Annotated in this window: 14 protein-coding genes; 8 read left to right on the forward strand and 6 right to left on the reverse strand. The window is 53.8% G+C overall.

All coding sequences use genetic code 11. The features are described 5' to 3' along the window. Positions 1-124: 124 nt before the first annotated feature. Together KO499_RS02190 and KO499_RS02195 are read right to left on the reverse strand one after the other, a co-directional pair. A complete protein-coding gene (locus tag KO499_RS02190; protein ID WP_228339725.1) occupies positions 125-673 on the reverse strand; it encodes a hypothetical protein in 549 nt (182 codons plus the stop codon). Between the two features lie 124 nt (positions 674-797). Beyond that, on the reverse strand, positions 798-1,076 hold the full coding sequence (locus KO499_RS02195) for a PilZ domain-containing protein (RefSeq protein WP_215982085.1): 279 nt from the start codon (positions 1,074-1,076) through the stop codon (positions 798-800). A 187-nt stretch (positions 1,077-1,263) separates the two neighbouring features. Between KO499_RS02195 and KO499_RS02200 the strand changes: the two genes are divergently transcribed. Continuing rightward, positions 1,264-2,280, forward strand: a complete 1,017-nt coding sequence (locus tag KO499_RS02200; RefSeq protein ID WP_215982086.1) for a Fe(3+) ABC transporter substrate-binding protein — start codon at positions 1,264-1,266, stop codon at positions 2,278-2,280. Between the two features lie 156 nt (positions 2,281-2,436). Then, a complete protein-coding gene (locus KO499_RS02205; RefSeq protein WP_215982087.1) occupies positions 2,437-4,125 on the forward strand; it encodes an ABC transporter permease in 1,689 nt (562 codons plus the stop codon). 12 nt (positions 4,126-4,137) lie between these two features. Here the strand turns inward: KO499_RS02205 and KO499_RS02210 are convergent, their stop codons facing one another. Both KO499_RS02210 and KO499_RS02215 read right to left on the reverse strand, forming a co-directional pair. Then, positions 4,138-4,614 (reverse strand): thioesterase domain-containing protein, encoded by a 477-nt coding sequence (locus KO499_RS02210; RefSeq protein ID WP_215982088.1) that lies wholly within the window; start codon positions 4,612-4,614, stop codon positions 4,138-4,140. Between the two features lie 128 nt (positions 4,615-4,742). Further along, positions 4,743-6,410, reverse strand: a complete 1,668-nt coding sequence (locus tag KO499_RS02215; RefSeq protein ID WP_215982089.1) for an AMP-binding protein — start codon at positions 6,408-6,410, stop codon at positions 4,743-4,745. 241 nt (positions 6,411-6,651) lie between these two features. Between KO499_RS02215 and KO499_RS02220 the strand changes: the two genes are divergently transcribed. From KO499_RS02220 to KO499_RS02240, 5 genes are all read left to right on the forward strand, one after another. Next, positions 6,652-7,626, forward strand: a complete 975-nt coding sequence (locus KO499_RS02220; RefSeq protein ID WP_215982090.1) for an ABC transporter substrate-binding protein — start codon at positions 6,652-6,654, stop codon at positions 7,624-7,626. Between the two features lie 66 nt (positions 7,627-7,692). Beyond that, the gene (locus KO499_RS02225; RefSeq protein WP_215982091.1) at positions 7,693-8,595 is read left to right on the forward strand and encodes an ABC transporter permease; all 903 of its coding nucleotides are present in this window, start codon (positions 7,693-7,695) and stop codon (positions 8,593-8,595) included. 9 nt (positions 8,596-8,604) lie between these two features. Further along, positions 8,605-9,399 carry an ABC transporter ATP-binding protein gene (locus KO499_RS02230; protein ID WP_215982092.1) on the forward strand — a complete coding sequence of 265 codons (795 nt, stop codon included), beginning with the start codon at positions 8,605-8,607 and terminating at the stop codon, positions 9,397-9,399. A 395-nt stretch (positions 9,400-9,794) separates the two neighbouring features. Further along, a complete protein-coding gene (locus KO499_RS02235) occupies positions 9,795-11,933 on the forward strand; it encodes an adenosylcobalamin-dependent ribonucleoside-diphosphate reductase (RefSeq protein ID WP_215982093.1) in 2,139 nt (712 codons plus the stop codon). A 27-nt stretch (positions 11,934-11,960) separates the two neighbouring features. Further along, positions 11,961-12,659, forward strand: a complete 699-nt coding sequence (locus tag KO499_RS02240) for an NrdJb (RefSeq protein WP_215982094.1) — start codon at positions 11,961-11,963, stop codon at positions 12,657-12,659. Between the two features lie 109 nt (positions 12,660-12,768). Here KO499_RS02240 and KO499_RS02245 read toward each other — a convergent pair whose 3' ends face one another. Then, positions 12,769-13,248 carry a nucleoside deaminase gene (locus KO499_RS02245; RefSeq protein ID WP_215982095.1) on the reverse strand — a complete coding sequence of 160 codons (480 nt, stop codon included), beginning with the start codon at positions 13,246-13,248 and terminating at the stop codon, positions 12,769-12,771. Continuing rightward, a complete protein-coding gene (locus tag KO499_RS02250; protein ID WP_215982096.1) occupies positions 13,241-13,945 on the reverse strand; it encodes an FMN-dependent NADH-azoreductase in 705 nt (234 codons plus the stop codon). The genes KO499_RS02245 and KO499_RS02250 overlap by 8 nt, the downstream gene beginning before the upstream one ends. A gap of 144 nt (positions 13,946-14,089) precedes the next feature. Here KO499_RS02250 and KO499_RS02255 point away from each other — a divergent pair, with 144 nt between their 5' ends. Continuing rightward, positions 14,090-14,935, forward strand: coding sequence for a LysR family transcriptional regulator (locus KO499_RS02255; RefSeq protein WP_323133309.1), 846 nt, complete (start codon positions 14,090-14,092; stop codon positions 14,933-14,935). The last annotated feature ends 38 nt before the right edge of the window (positions 14,936-14,973 follow it).

Raw genomic sequence — 14,973 nt, forward strand, 5'->3', positions numbered from 1 at the left:
CGGAAGACACAATTACAATATAGTATCGTCAAGTAACTCAAATGCGACAAAGCGTAACGCTAATATTCAACTGGAAACAGAATGTAGCAATGTGACAGCAGTCACACATTTTCGTCAAAAAGTGTCACTCAGCGTCACATACCGATTCATCGAATTCCGGCAATCTAGCTTGCATCGAACCGCGTGGCACCTTGCGAACATACACCGTATAAGGCACTGACGAGGCCCTCAGGTAATCGAAATTCAACGCTTCTGAACCCTGCCCCTCAGCGACAACCGAAGGCGTGCATGAAACCAGTAGCTCCAGTTTGTCACCCACCTCGGCAACACGGGCCGCAGGATCCGTCGGATTAATAGACACGCAGCGGATCTCTCCGGTTGCCGGCTCTTCCGTCCCGGCGACAAGATCCTTACCAGGCTGGCCACATGCACGAATGCCTTCGCCACAACTGGCCAGGTTGGCGTCATCGCCATCATGCAGACGCCAGATACGGTCGCTGCATTGTGTCTCCACTTTCACCGGCGTTGCCTTGTCTCCGGTCAGCCACCACCCCGGGTAATCAGCGCTCTGCCAGGACAGCCGCACCTGACGTGGTTCTCCTGACGAATTTTCCGCCGGGAACATCGCAAAGTGGGAGTAGTAACTGGCACAGCCCGACATAAGCGACAGCATCAGGCTTCCAATAACTGGCTTGTAGACTCGGGATAAGGCTGAAAGGATCATCTGGCGCATGCATTCCTGATGGTGACTCCCTGGGAAGGCTCATTATCCCTGGCAGGCATTTCAAATCCGCCGATCAGTCACCATTCTGGTCAAACTGAAGGCCATATCCATCATTGGTATTGCGTACGACCACCATTTCAAGCACCGGAGCGGAAACGGGTAGCCCCTGGACTTGCACGGTGACCTTATCACCCAGACTGGGGGTAAACGGCTCTGTGTCGACAACAACGAATACTCCGCCGTCGGAGATATCCCGGGTCGAGAATACGAACTCCCCCAGTTCGGCATGAACCACTTTTACTTTCGCACTCATGGCAGTGCGTATGTGCTCTCTTCGATCGTTCTCATCCATCTGACGATTCCACTACTTTTCACATAGTTTTTATAGTCTTCTGAAGCATAACACCATTTCCAGAGAAATATGCCAACGGAGATATTGACTGTACGCTTAATAGAAATGAGAATGGTTGACGTTTTTAAACGCCTGCCAATCTCAACGCAGGCAAATCATTACTGGAAATACCTGAAAGGATAGGATTATGCGAATGAAACTGGCAGCGACCGCAGCAATCGCCCTGACAGCCATGCCTATGGCGGCCTCTGCAGACGGCGAGGTTAACATCTACTCCTACCGCCAAGCATACCTTCTCGAACCCCTCCTCAATGCATTTGAGGAAGAAACCGGCATCCAGAGCAATGTGGTATTTGCCAAAAAGGGTCTCGCTGAACGCCTGGAGCGTGAAGGTCGCAACAGCCCTGCCGATGTCGTCATGACGGTAGATATTTCCCGTCTGAATGACCTGGTAGAGCGTGACCTGGTTCAGCCTGTGAAAAACGACACCCTGGAAGAGAACATCCCGGACAATCTGCGTCATCCAGAAGGTAAATGGTTTGCACTGACCAGCCGTGGTCGCCTGATCTTCGTTTCAAAGGATCGCGTTGAGGAAGGCGAGATTACCACTTACGAACAACTGGCAGACGACAAGTGGGATAACAGAATCTGTACTCGCAGCGGCAAACATCCCTACAACATCGCCCTGTTCTCCTCCATGATCGCCCACCACGGTGAGGCTGAGACAGAGAAGTGGCTGGAAGGCCTGAAGGACAACCTGGCCCGCAAGCCTCAAGGTGGCGATCGTGACCAGATCAAGGCTATCGCAGAAGGCGTTTGCGACATTTCCATCGGTAACAGCTACTACTACGGCAATATGCTCAAAGATGAGAACCAGCGTCCGGTTGCAGAGCAGGTTCGCCTTGTGTTCCCGAACGCCGAAGGCCGGGGAACCCATGTGAACATCAGCGGCATTTCCCTGACCAAAAGCGCGCCAAATCGCGAGAACGCCATCAAACTGATGGAGTTCCTGTCATCGCCTGAAGCCCAACGCATTTATGCCGAAGCGAATACCGAGTACCCGGCGAACCCGGACGTAAAGCCTGCCGGATTGGTTGCCGGATGGGGTGATATTCACCCGGATGACCTCTCACTGCAGGAAATTGCCGACAATCGCAATGCGGCAGTCAAGCTTGTTGACCGCGTCGACTACGACGGCGAATAAGGGTCAGTGGTGAGGGTGGTTCCGCCACCCTCACCGGCCGACAGGCATACGGCGGGGTAAATCGTTCATGGCCCCAGCCATTGCAGGCGTCGGGCGACGTGACTACAATCTCCAACCTTCAAAGGGAAAGACCCTCCATCCAGACACAGGAACACTATGAGCGAGGCCGCAACCAGCATTAACCCCGGGCTATCCCAGCCCCTGCTGGCAAAACGCACCTCCCCCAGATGGATGATCAGCGCCCTGCTGACCACCGCCATTGTGGTACTTCCGGTGTTCTCAGTCGTTTTCCTGGCGTTTTTTCCTGAAGAGAACATCTGGCCCCATCTGATCGAAACAACCCTACCGCGCTACCTGACAACGACCATCAAGTTAATGATTGGTGTCGGTGCCCTGACCCTCGTCATCGGTCTTGCCTCTGCCTGGGCGGTCACCATGTGCGAATTTCCCGGGCGCAAATTCTTCGAATGGGCCATGTTACTGCCGTTTGCTGTGCCGGCTTACGTCATAGCCTATGTCTACACGAGCCTCCTCGACTATGCCGGGCCAGTACAGGGCGCGCTCAGGGATCTCTTCGGCTGGACCACTGCAGCCGACTACTGGTTTCCGGAAATACGCAGCCTTGAAGGCGCCACCCTCATGATCGGGCTGGTCTTGTATCCTTATGTTTACCTGCTAGCCCGGGCCGCCTTCCTGGAACAGTCGCCTTCTCTCTTTGCGGTGAGCCGTAGTCTCGGCCATTCGGCACTTAGTACCTTTTTCAAGGTGGTTCTGCCCATAGCCCGACCAGCGGTTGCCGTAGGCCTTTCACTGGTACTCATGGAAACGCTGAACGATTTCGGGACGGTGGATTTCTTTGCGGTACAGACTCTCACAGCGGGCCTGTTCGACACCTGGATGAACCTGGGAAATCTTGGCGGCGCAGCCCAGATTGCCACCACCATGCTGATCTTCGTTGTTATTCTGGTTACCCTGGAACGCTACTCCAGGCGGCGCCAGCAACAATTCGCCGCCCGTGACAACCGAGAACCGATCCGACGCTTCACCATGTCATTTCCCCGCCAGATGGTTTGCATCGCTGTATGCGCATTGCCGGTGGTATTCGGATTCGTTATTCCCGGCGTCACACTTGGGATCTATGCCTGGGAATATTTTGGTGAAAGCTGGACGCCCGACTTCGTTCGGAATACTTTCAACAGCTTGTTCCTTTCAGGCACCGCCGCACTTACGACCATTTTGATCGGCGTCACCCTTGCTTACAGCCGCCGCCTCCACAATACAAAAGGTATGCAGGTCCTTATGCGCCTGTCCAGCCTTGGCTATGCCATGCCCGGAGCAGTGCTGGCGGTGGGCGTTATTGTACCACTGGCAGGTTTTGATAATTGGCTTGATAGCCTGATGCGAGATGCCTTCGGGATCAGTTCAGGCCTGCTACTGAGCGGTTCAGCATTTGCATTGGTGTTTGCCTATACCGTTCGGTTCCTGGCGGTTTCCGCCGGCAGCGTCGAAAGCGCACTGCAAAAGATTACACCGAGTATGGACATGGCGTCCCGATCCCTGGGGCATAGCCCAGGCAAGACTCTGGTTCGGGTTCATCTGCCAATGCTCAGAGGTACGCTGGTTACAGCGGCTCTGGTTGTGTTCGTGGACTGCATGAAGGAATTACCGGCGACCCTGATATTAAGGCCATTCAATTTTGAGACACTGGCCACCTATGTGTACCAGTTTGCGTCTGATGAGCGTCTGTATCATAGCGCCCTTCCGGCCCTGATAATCGTCCTGGCAGGCATAGTTCCAATCATTCTGATGAGCCGCTCAATCTCCAACAGTCGCTCAATCGCCTGATACGTCAGACGATTATCGAGACGCCACATCCTTGACCACAAAACGCCCCTGGAATACGGCAACAGGGTCACCTTCAGGCATGGTTTTCGGCTCGCCGCAGAACACCTCGGCGGTCAGATCCAGCCGACCCTTGCCATGCCTGGCAAGGCTTCTGCGAAAACGCTCCGGTATTTCATCACCCGGCAGACGGCAGATGACATAGAAATCAGAGGTAACCGGTTCAAGATAGTCGATATTCCCGTTCTGAACGACCACACCTCCCTTTAACCCAAGATCCGACAATGCAAGCTCAGTCAGTCCCCAGGCTGCAGTGACCGCCGCCGAGTATACGCTTCCTCCGAAACCGGTACCCTGATGGTTACTGTTAGGCTCCAGAGGTGCGCTAAGCAACAACGAATGGCCATCCCACGAATGCAATTGAATAGCCAATGCCCGAGAAAGGGGAATCTCGTCGTAGATACGTTTCTGGAAAAGGGACAGCTGGCTCATAACATCCTCCTGACATCTCTCCAGTCTAGGCTGGCTTCCCTCTTTTCCCTATGCGACTTATGTCGGTTTTCATCACGAAAAAGCCCGGCAGTGCCGGGCCAGAAGTTCCTCATCTGTCCTGCCAGGAATTACTGCCAGATAACAGGCTGACGCTGGGCATACCAGTGGTCGACTTTCTCCTGATAGGCGTCCTCAACCACGTTACGCTTCAGCTTCATCGTTGGTGTAAGAAAGCTGTTTTCAATCGACCATTCGTCGCTGACTACGGTGATGAACGCCAGCTGCTCATGAGGATCCACCGTCTTGTTCACATCAGCAATAAGCTGCCTGAAGCTTTGCTCGATCTCCTGACGAAACGCCTCATCCGCCATCTTCGGGCGAATCTCCTCACCCAGCATGACCAGCGCGTGAGGTTGAGTCTGATTGGCCCCCGAGACGCACACCATTTCAATGGCGTCGTGAGACATCAGGCGGTTCTCGATGGGCGCAGGCGCAATGTACTTGCCTTTACTGGTCTTGAAGATTTCCTTGATGCGGCCGGTTATCTTGAGTCGGCCCATTTCATCAATCTCGCCCTTGTCACCAGTCTTCAGGAAACCGTCCTCGGTAAAGGTTTCCCGGGTTTTCTCCTCATCCTTGTAGTAGCCCATCATGGTGGCCGGACTCTTGATCTGAATCTCACCTTCAGGGCTGATGCGGGTTTCAACACCCGGCATGGATTCACCCACGTACCCGGTTCTCGAGCGGCCCGGTTTACTCATGTGAGAATAGGCAAAATTCTCGGACATGCCGTAGCCTTCCAGCAACTCCAGGCCGAGGTTGCGATACCAGTCCAGAACATCGCTTGCCAGTGGCGCGGAACCGCTGCCAGCCAGCTTGACCCTGTCCAGACCGAGGCCCTTGAGAATCTTCTTCTTGATCAATTTGTTCACTACCGGAATCTTCAGCAACCGGTCCAGCTTTTTCTTCGGCAGCTTCTGAAGAACGCCGTGCTGAAATTTCACCCACAACCGCGGCACCGACAGGAACAACGTCGGCTGCGCCCTCTGCAGATCCTTCACGAAGGTATCCAGAGACTCGGCAAAATACAGCTCGAAACCGGCATACAACGATGCCAGTTCCACAAAAGTACGCTCGAATACGTGGGCCAGCGGCAGATAAGACAGCATGCGTTCGTCGGAACCCACACCCAGCACCTCCATACCTCCCTCTGCTGCATAAGCCATGTTGCCAAAGCTGAGCATTACACCCTTGGGTTTACCGGTACTTCCAGAGGTATAAACGATCGTGGCCAGTTCATTGGCATCACGCTGAACGCTTTCAGTCAGCGGGGGATACCTGGACACGATATCGTCCCAGGTTTCAAAATCGTTGGACGGGCTCAGGGGGAAGGAAATACAGCGTACCGACTCTGGAACACCGGGTTTCATCATATCCCAGTCATCCAGTTTGCCAACAAACACCACCTCACACTCGGCGTGGTTAAGGATGTACTTGACGGTATCCCCATTCAGCGTGGGGTAGAGTGGAACAGAAATGTGTCCAGCCATCCAGATAGCCCAATCCGTCATGATCCAATGGGCGCAATTTTTGGAGATAAGACCAATCCGACTTTTTTCCGGGAGGTTCAGGGACTTCAGATAAGACGCCATACGCCTTGCTTCATCCACCGCCCGGCCCCAGGTATATTCAACCACCTCCCCGCCGCCGACAGGCTGGGTCATGTAGAGGGAGTTCTCCTTGGCCTTCTCCCAGTGATAGACCATATCAAGGGGAAGTTTGTTTGTTGTGTCCATGGATCTTCCTTGCAGTTCGTTATTTGAGTTATAGACAACTGATCATTAGACTTTTGTAGGGTATTTCAACTTAACATGAGCCGTCAAAGCGTGACACATGCAAATTGAATATCAGCTACACGGATCACAACCCGGGCATCATGTGACACCACATCCCCTACCCCCTAGCCCCTGTGCCTGTGGTAAACTTTCGCGCCTTCAGAACTGAAATATTCCAGTTAACCTACCCGGAGATGGGCATATGGCCAAAACAACCCTGCGCACACTTCTCGGCGCCACGCTGCTGGCACTGACAACCCTCGTTCAGGCACAGGAGCCCCGTGTTGTTGCCATCACACAGATTGTGGAGCACCCGGCACTGGACGCAGTCTACCAGGGCGTTAAAGACGAGCTCGCCGAACACGGATTCGAAGAAGGTAACAATCTTGAAGTCATGCACGAAAGTGCCCAGGGCAATTCAGCCATCGCATCACAGATCGCCCGCAAGTTTGTCGGTGAAAGCCCTGACGTTATCGTTGCAATCGCCACTCCGTCTGCCCAGACGGTTGCTGCCGCTGCGCGCAAAACGCCCGTCATTTTCTCTGCGGTCACTGACCCACTTGGAGCCAAGCTGGTAAGCAACCTGGAAGCTCCGGGTGCCAACATCAGCGGCGTGAGTGACATGCTCCCCATAGACAAGCATCTGGACATGCTCCAACGCATCATGCCGGACGCCAAGCGCATTGGTACCGTTTACAATCCGGGTGAGGCCAATGCCGTTTCCCTCGTGGAGTTGCTGGAAGAACGTCTGGATGCCCGCGGCCTTGAACTGGTCAAGGGCGCTGCCACTAAAACGTCCGAGGTTCTGGGTGCCGCACGCTCCCTGGTTGGCAAGGCGGACGCGATTTACCTGACCACGGACAACACTGTCATCAGTGCCGCCGAGGCAGTTATTTCCGTTGGTGAGCGCGCGGGCATTCCAGTATTTGCAGCAGATACCGCCACCGTAGAACGCGGCGCTGTCGCTGCCCTGGGCTTTGACTACTACGATCACGGTCGCCAGACCGGTGCCATGGTTGCTCGGGTACTGAACGGTGAGAACCCCGGCGACATTGCTGTCGAAACCATGGAGAAGCTGGACCTTTTCGTAAACCCTGCCGCTGGCGAGCGCATGGGCATCTCACTGTCGGATGAAGTGATCGCGGATGCCGAAAAAGTAATCGATAGCTCCAAGTAATCCCTGAACCCTCACGGGCGGCTCCCCTCCGGGGCCGCCCGCTTTTATTACTGGTGATACCCAACCATGTTGAGTGACATTGCCCTTTATGGTGCCGTCGAGACAGGACTGATCTACGGCCTCGTCGCCTTCGGCATTTATCTTTCCTTTCGGGTGCTTGATTTTCCGGATCTCACCGTCGATGGCAGCTTCCCTTTGGGCGCTGCCGTGGCCGCAGTATTGATCATTGAGGGCTGGAACCCCTGGTTGGCCACTGGCTGCGCTGTGATGGCCGGCATGGCCGCCGGTGCCGTTACAGCGTTGTTGAATGTAAAACTCAACATTCTCAATCTGCTGGCCTCCATTCTGACCATGATTGCGCTCTATTCCGTCAATCTGCGCATTATGGGGCGGCCGAACGTTGCCCTTCTGACCGAAGAAACCGTTCTGACGCCCTGGTACGATCTGGACCTGGCCTACCATCAGGTGCCGGTGCTGCTGTTCGTTATTGTGGTTTTTATTGCCCTGCTCCTGTTGTGGCGCTTCATGAAATCCGAAACCGGCCTGGCGATGCGTGCTACTGGTGCCAATGCGAGAATGGCAAGAGCCCAGGGCATTGCAACCGGTGCCATGATCGTACTTGGTGTCGCCGTTTCCAACGGCCTCGTTGGCCTTGCCGGTGCTCTTTTTGCCCAGAGCCAGGGCGCCGCCGACGTCACCATGGGCGTAGGTGTGATCGTCATTGGTCTGGCATCCCTGATCGGCGGTGAAGCCGTAGTGACACCATCGACTGTGGTCCGCGCCCTGATTGCCTGTGTGGTGGGGGCGATTATCTATCGACTGGCCATCGCTTTTGCGCTGAACGCCGATTTCCTTGGCCTGCAAGCGCAGGATCTCAATCTGATTACCGCTGTTCTGGTAACTCTGGCTATCGTTTTGCCCGGCGTACGCTCATCCATTGCCGGCAAACTTTCCCGCAACAAGGCCTGAGGAGGCGACATGATCAGTGCAACCGATCTCCGGCTTACGTTCGGCAAAGGGACACCGCTGGAAAACCCCGCACTCCGGGGTATGAGCCTGACCGTTAATCAAGGCGAATTCGTCACCGTGATAGGCAGCAACGGTGCAGGCAAGTCCACCTTTCTGAACGCCCTTGCCGGCGAAGTGCTGGTAGACAGCGGCCAGATCATCGTGGACAACCTGGACGTTACGAAGCTGCCCACCCACAAACGCGCCGGACGAGTTGCCCGGGTTTTCCAGGATCCGTTGGCAGGTACCTGCGAAGGGCTGAGCATTGAGGAGAACCTGGCGCTGGCCATCAAGCGCGGCCAACGACGGGGCCTGACATCCGCGGTTAAAAAGCAGTACATGGAAAAGTTCAGGGACAGCCTCTCGTCCCTGAATCTCGGCCTGGAGAAACGCCTCGGAGATAAGATGGGCCTTCTTTCAGGCGGACAGCGTCAGGCTGTCAGCCTGTTAATGGCGAGCCTGACGCCTTCCAGCATCTTGCTTCTGGACGAGCACACCGCCGCTCTGGACCCCAAAACCGCCGCTTTCGTGCTGGAACTCACCACCAAGATCATCGAAGAGCAGAAACTCACGGCTCTGATGGTGACCCACAGCATGAAGCAAGCGCTGGAAGTCGGCAGCCGTACGGTGATGCTGCATCAGGGCCAGGTTGTATTCGATATCGAAGGCCGGGACCGAGAAGGCCTGGAAGTGAAAGATCTGCTCGGCCTGTTCGAAAAACAACGTGGTCTGGAAGTTGATGACGACAGCCTCTTACTGGGCTAAAACGACGGGGCCTGATTGGCCCCGTTGCCCTTCCCACCATTTCATTTCGTAAATTACGGACTGAAATTGATCAAATCCCTCTTGACATACTCTCCTTAGAAAAACACTAGATGTAGTGTTTTTGAGTCTTGAATCCCAAACCGCTGTTTTGGAATATATTTCCCGGTTTCAAGCCTCGTTTGATTGATTTTCTTTGCCCGGTCGTCTTTATCAATAGTTGCGCCCTTCTTCACAGACCACTATATCCTGTTATACTTCCTTCATATTCAACCTATATATAGTGGTTAAAAAGAAAACAGACCCAAAGCCAATCAAACGTTTTTACGGGGTATGGCGCCGTCAGCACAAGGTCTGGCGCCGTTAAAAGAAGACATATCGGAAGACAGAGGGTGGAAATGAGCGCTAAGGCACAGGCAGTGGTAACGACAATCCCGATGCAGGAAGCTTCGATCGACATCTGGCACAGCAAATACCAGTTGAAGACCAAGACCGGCGAACCCGTAGACAAGAACATCAACGCGACCTACGAGCGAGTTGCCAAAGCCCTGGCTGAGGTGGAAAACAAAGCAGTTCGCACAGAGCACATGAAAAATTTCATCTGGGCTCTGCAGAACGGTGCCATTCCTGCCGGCCGCATCACCTCGAACGCTGGTGCCGAAGCGCACAAGCCGGCAACATCTACCATTAACTGTACCGTTTCCGGCACCATTCAGGATTCCATGAATGACATCCTGGAAAAGAATCACGAAGCCGGGCTTACCCTCAAAGCAGGCTGTGGTATCGGTTATGAGTTCTCGACTCTGCGTCCAAAAGGTGCCTACGTAGCTGGCGCCGGAGCCACCACCTCCGGCCCGTTGTCCTTCATGGATATCTTCGATCGCATGTGTTTTACCGTATCGTCTGCCGGCGGCCGCCGGGGCGCCCAGATGGCTACGTTCGATGTACACCACCCTGACATCATCGACTTCATCCAGGCCAAGCGCGAAGACGGTCGCCTGCGCCAGTTCAACCTGTCACTCCTGATCACCGAAGACTTTATCGAGGCCGTTCGCAACGGCGACGACTGGCACCTCTCCTTCCCTGTTACCCAGAAGGAAGTGGAAGACGAGAAGCTGGATCTGAGTGACGAGAGCCAGTTTGTGTACCGTGATTTTCCGGAACAGAAGGGTTATGTGATCAACGATGAAGGCAAGGTTGCCTGCCGCATCTATCGCACCCTGAAAGCCCAGTTCATCTGGGACACCATTATGACCAGCACCTACGACTACGCCGAGCCGGGCTTTATCCTGATCGACAAGGTCAACCAGATGAACAATAACTGGTTCTGCGAGGATATCCGCGCCACCAACCCGTGCGGTGAGCAGCCTTTGCCCCCGTATGGCAGCTGCCTGCTGGGCTCGGTAAACCTGACCAAGTTCGTTGACTACCCGTTCACCGACAAGGCGAGCTTCAACTACGAGAAATATCGCAAGGTGGTAGGCATCTTCACCCGCATGCTGGATAACGTAGTAGAAATCAACGGTCTGCCGCTGGCCGAGCAGCGCCATGAAATCACCTACAAGCGCCGCCACGGCATGGGCATCCTGGGCCTGGGTTCCACTCTCGCAATGCTGCGCATGCCCTACGGTTCTGACGAGTCCGTAGAGTTCACCGAAGAAGTCGTGCGTGAAATGGCCGTGGAAGGCTGGCGCCAGTCCCTCTCTCTGGCAGAGGAAAAAGGCGTGGCACCAATCATGGACGACGAATTTGAAGTTACCCCCAAGATGCTGGGCAAATGCCCGCAGCTGTCTGAAGACGGCTACAAACTGGGCGACAAGATCAAAGGCCGTATCCTGCACGCCAAGTACAGCAAGTACATGCAGCAGATTGCCAACGTAGAACCAAAACTGGTGGAAGAACTGGCCGAGAAAGGTGGCCGCTTCACCCACCATACCTCCATAGCCCCAACGGGTACCATCAGTCTGTCTCTGGCCAACAACGCCAGTAACGGCATTGAGCCCAGCTTCTCGCACCATTATGCGCGCAACATCATTCGCGAAGGCCGGAAAACCAAAGAAAAGGTTGACGTATTCTCCTTCGAACTGCTGGCCTACCGTCACCTGGTGAATTCCGGCGCCATGCCATTTTCCGAGGAGGAAGATAAAAAACTGCCTTCCTACTTCACGACTTCCGACGACGTGACGCCGGCGCAGCACGTAGATATTCAGGCTGCTGCCCAGAAATGGGTGGATTCCTCGATTTCCAAAACCGCAAACGTTCCGACAGACTTCGACTATCAGGACTTCAAAGGTATTTACCTCTATGCCTATGACAAGGGCCTGAAGGGGTGCACCACGTTCCGCTTCAATCCGGAAGCCTTCCAGGGCGTACTGGTTAAGGAAAAAGACCTGGAGAACACAATGTACGAGTTCACCCTGGACGACGGCAGCAAGGTCACCCTTAAGGGCAATGAACAGGTAGAGTACGACGGCGAAATCCACAACGCCGCCAACCTGTTTGACGCGCTGAAAGAAGGCACCTACGGCAAATATTGATCCGGGAACCGAGACAGGACAACGAACATGACAGTTAAAATCAGCAACAAAATCGTCGGCTACCGGGTAAAGAAAGCCGACCCGGAAACGACGACCGAACACCAGGCGCCGTTGCAGCCAGAATCCAAGCCCGTTCAGATGAACGAATACATCGAACGGCCGGATTTCCTGCTGGGTACCACCTACAAGATCAAGCCGCCGGTGGCCGAGCATGCGATGTACATCACCATCAACGACATCCTGCTCAACGAAGGTACCGATCACGAGAGTCGGCAGCCTTATGAAGTGTTCATCAACTCCAAGTCGATGGAACACTTCCAGTGGGTTATCGCCCTCACCCGCGTAATCTCCGCAGTATTCCGTAAGGGTGGCGACGTAACCTTCCTGGTGGAAGAGCTGCGCAGTGTTTACGATCCCAACGGCGGCTATTTCAAAAAAGGTGGCGTGTTCATGCCCTCGCTGGTCGCTGAGATCGGCGCCGTGATCGAGAAGCACCTGAAGGCCATCGGCCTGCTGGAAAACGAGGAAATGAGCGAAACTACCAAACGTATCCTCGCAGAGAAGCGCGCCGAGTTCGAAGCCAGCCAGACCACGGCCACGAACGACGAGAAAGCCAGCGACTATCCTGCCAATGCCACCATGTGCGGCAAGTGCAACACCAAGGCCGTGATCGTGATGGACGGATGCGCGACTTGCCTGTCCTGCGGCGACAGCAAGTGCGGTTGAAGTAATGACCTGCAATGAGTGACGAGAAGGCCCGGAGCGAGAACTTCGGGCCTTCTTGTTTGTGGTGGAACCCTATCGATTGATCAAAAAGTGGCCGAAACTACTTTTCTTAATCACTAAGATTCATTTGGGCCATCTGGAATGGGAGCAATTTCCTGTCGTTGACTAATGTCACAACGTCGAGCTCATCAATGAGGCCAGGATTCAAGTACTGGTACGTCCACAGATAATCGAACCCGTTGTTTTCCGCCTCATATCTATCCGATAATATACGAACGTTTGTAATACCGGCCATACGGATCGCCATATAACAGAGAGCGCAAGGCTCTCCTGAAGCAATCAGAGTGGCTCCTGTTACAGAAACGCATTTTTCATTCCTTGAAGCCGCTCTTATCGCCTGGATTTCAGCGTGGGCAGTACAATCCAGATGCTTGGCAACCTGATTTACCCCCTTGCCAACCACTTCTCCATTCTGATTGACGATTACAGCGGAAAACGGCAAACCTCCCACTTTTACGTTGCTGATAGCCAAATCAATCGCGTTTTCTCCACACGTTTCGAGAAGCTCTTCGTCAATACCCTCACACATTGGTGACCTCAGTTTTTGACAATGAAGCCTGGGCTGAAAGACTCAGTTCTGAAGCAAGCCCCTCGGCTCGGTCTTTTGCGTTGGCTACTGAAATGCGGTGTCTCTCGTCGCCAAATTCCTGGTATTCGGCGGCAATCTCGTAAATTGTGTCCACTCCAAGATATTTACTTAACGTTCTGAGGTGCGGCACCAGGTGACCAGACGCCTCTCTTATTCCTCCTTTTTCAAAACCAAACTCTCCGCTGGAAGTCACTATGATCAATGTCTTACCGGAGAGTAGGGACTGCAGCGGGAAGTCCCCTCGTGCGAGATCAAAATCAAACGTTTTGTCGATACGTACGATCTGATCGAACCACGCTTTTAGCTGAGCCGGCATACCATAGTTATACATGGGTGAGGAGATCAGGATAACGTCGGCCGCTGACACCTCAGCGATCAGTGTATCGGAGAGTGCCAGTGTCTCTTGCTGTGCCGGGGTCCTTTTATCCTCAGGGGTAAACACCGCGCCAATCCAATCCTGGGTAATGAAAGCAGGTGGACTCACCCCAACATCACGATAGATATACTCATCTTCAGGCCGGTTCTGTTTCCATGTATCAATAAACCGACGAGCAATATTCTTCGATATGGAATCGTGATCCGGGTTCGGGTTGGTAGCGGCTCTAACGCTTGAATCAATGTGTAATAATGTGCTCATGTTCATTGCCTTGGTTGATTGATGACAGGAGCTAGTTTGTGGCGCGGAATGGACTTCCGCAAACGGAAAAATTACACTTTCAGATGAATTTAACTCATCCAAACGCTCATGAACTAGTGATCGACCTGGAGATTCACATTGCAGGTGTCATTACAGGCGCTGAAAGCATTCGAGTCGGCTGCCCGCCGGGGAAGTTTCAAGTTGGCGGCTGAAGAACTTTCGCTGACGCCGACAGCCATCTCACACCACATTGGCAACCTGGAAAGCCGGTTGAATGTGAGCCTGTTTCATCGGCAGGGGAGGCGGATCTCCTTGACCGGAACGGGTGTCAGATTAGCCAAAGCGACCTCGGAAGGGTTTCGGAAAATTGACAGCGCTTTAGAAGAGGTGATGAAGGCTGGCAATACGGTCAGGGTGACGACGACATCGTCGTTAGCAGCTATGGTGCTAATTCCCTCTCAGCACGAATTTGAACAAGCCAACCCCGATATTACTATGGAAATTTCGACCGGCGAGTCGGTCGACAGCCAATCCTATATTATTCCCGTTCGGCTTGGTGATACCTCAGTCGCTGAGGATTCGGATGTCATTCGATTTGAGTCATTCAATGCATTTGGTGCTATTGGAATGACGCCCCCCTCTTGGGCAAACGAACCTATCACTCTTTTTAGCACGGAGTGGAAAAATAAATCGTTACCGGCTCCTCCCCTAGCCGCCTGGTTAGAAAAAAATGGACTGGAGGGAGCCAATATTCAACTCAAAACGTTTGACCAGGAGCTTTTCGGAATCCAGCAGGCTATGGCAGGAAATGGGCTTGCGTTCTGTTCTACAACGCTCGCCCAAAGGCTTTTAAAAGCCGACGTTCTACAGCAATTCGAAACCCAATCGGTCAAATCAGACTTGTGCTATTACGTTCCGGGTAAGGATAGCTTCGAAACGAGGAGCGCGGCCAAATTCTTGCATTGGATCGAAGATATTTTGAATCAATAGCTACCGCCATCACCCTGGCGCTTATACTGAATAGCAAA

Source organism: Marinobacter sp. F3R08 (genome assembly GCF_018860425.1).
Classification (GTDB): domain Bacteria; phylum Pseudomonadota; class Gammaproteobacteria; order Pseudomonadales; family Oleiphilaceae; genus Marinobacter.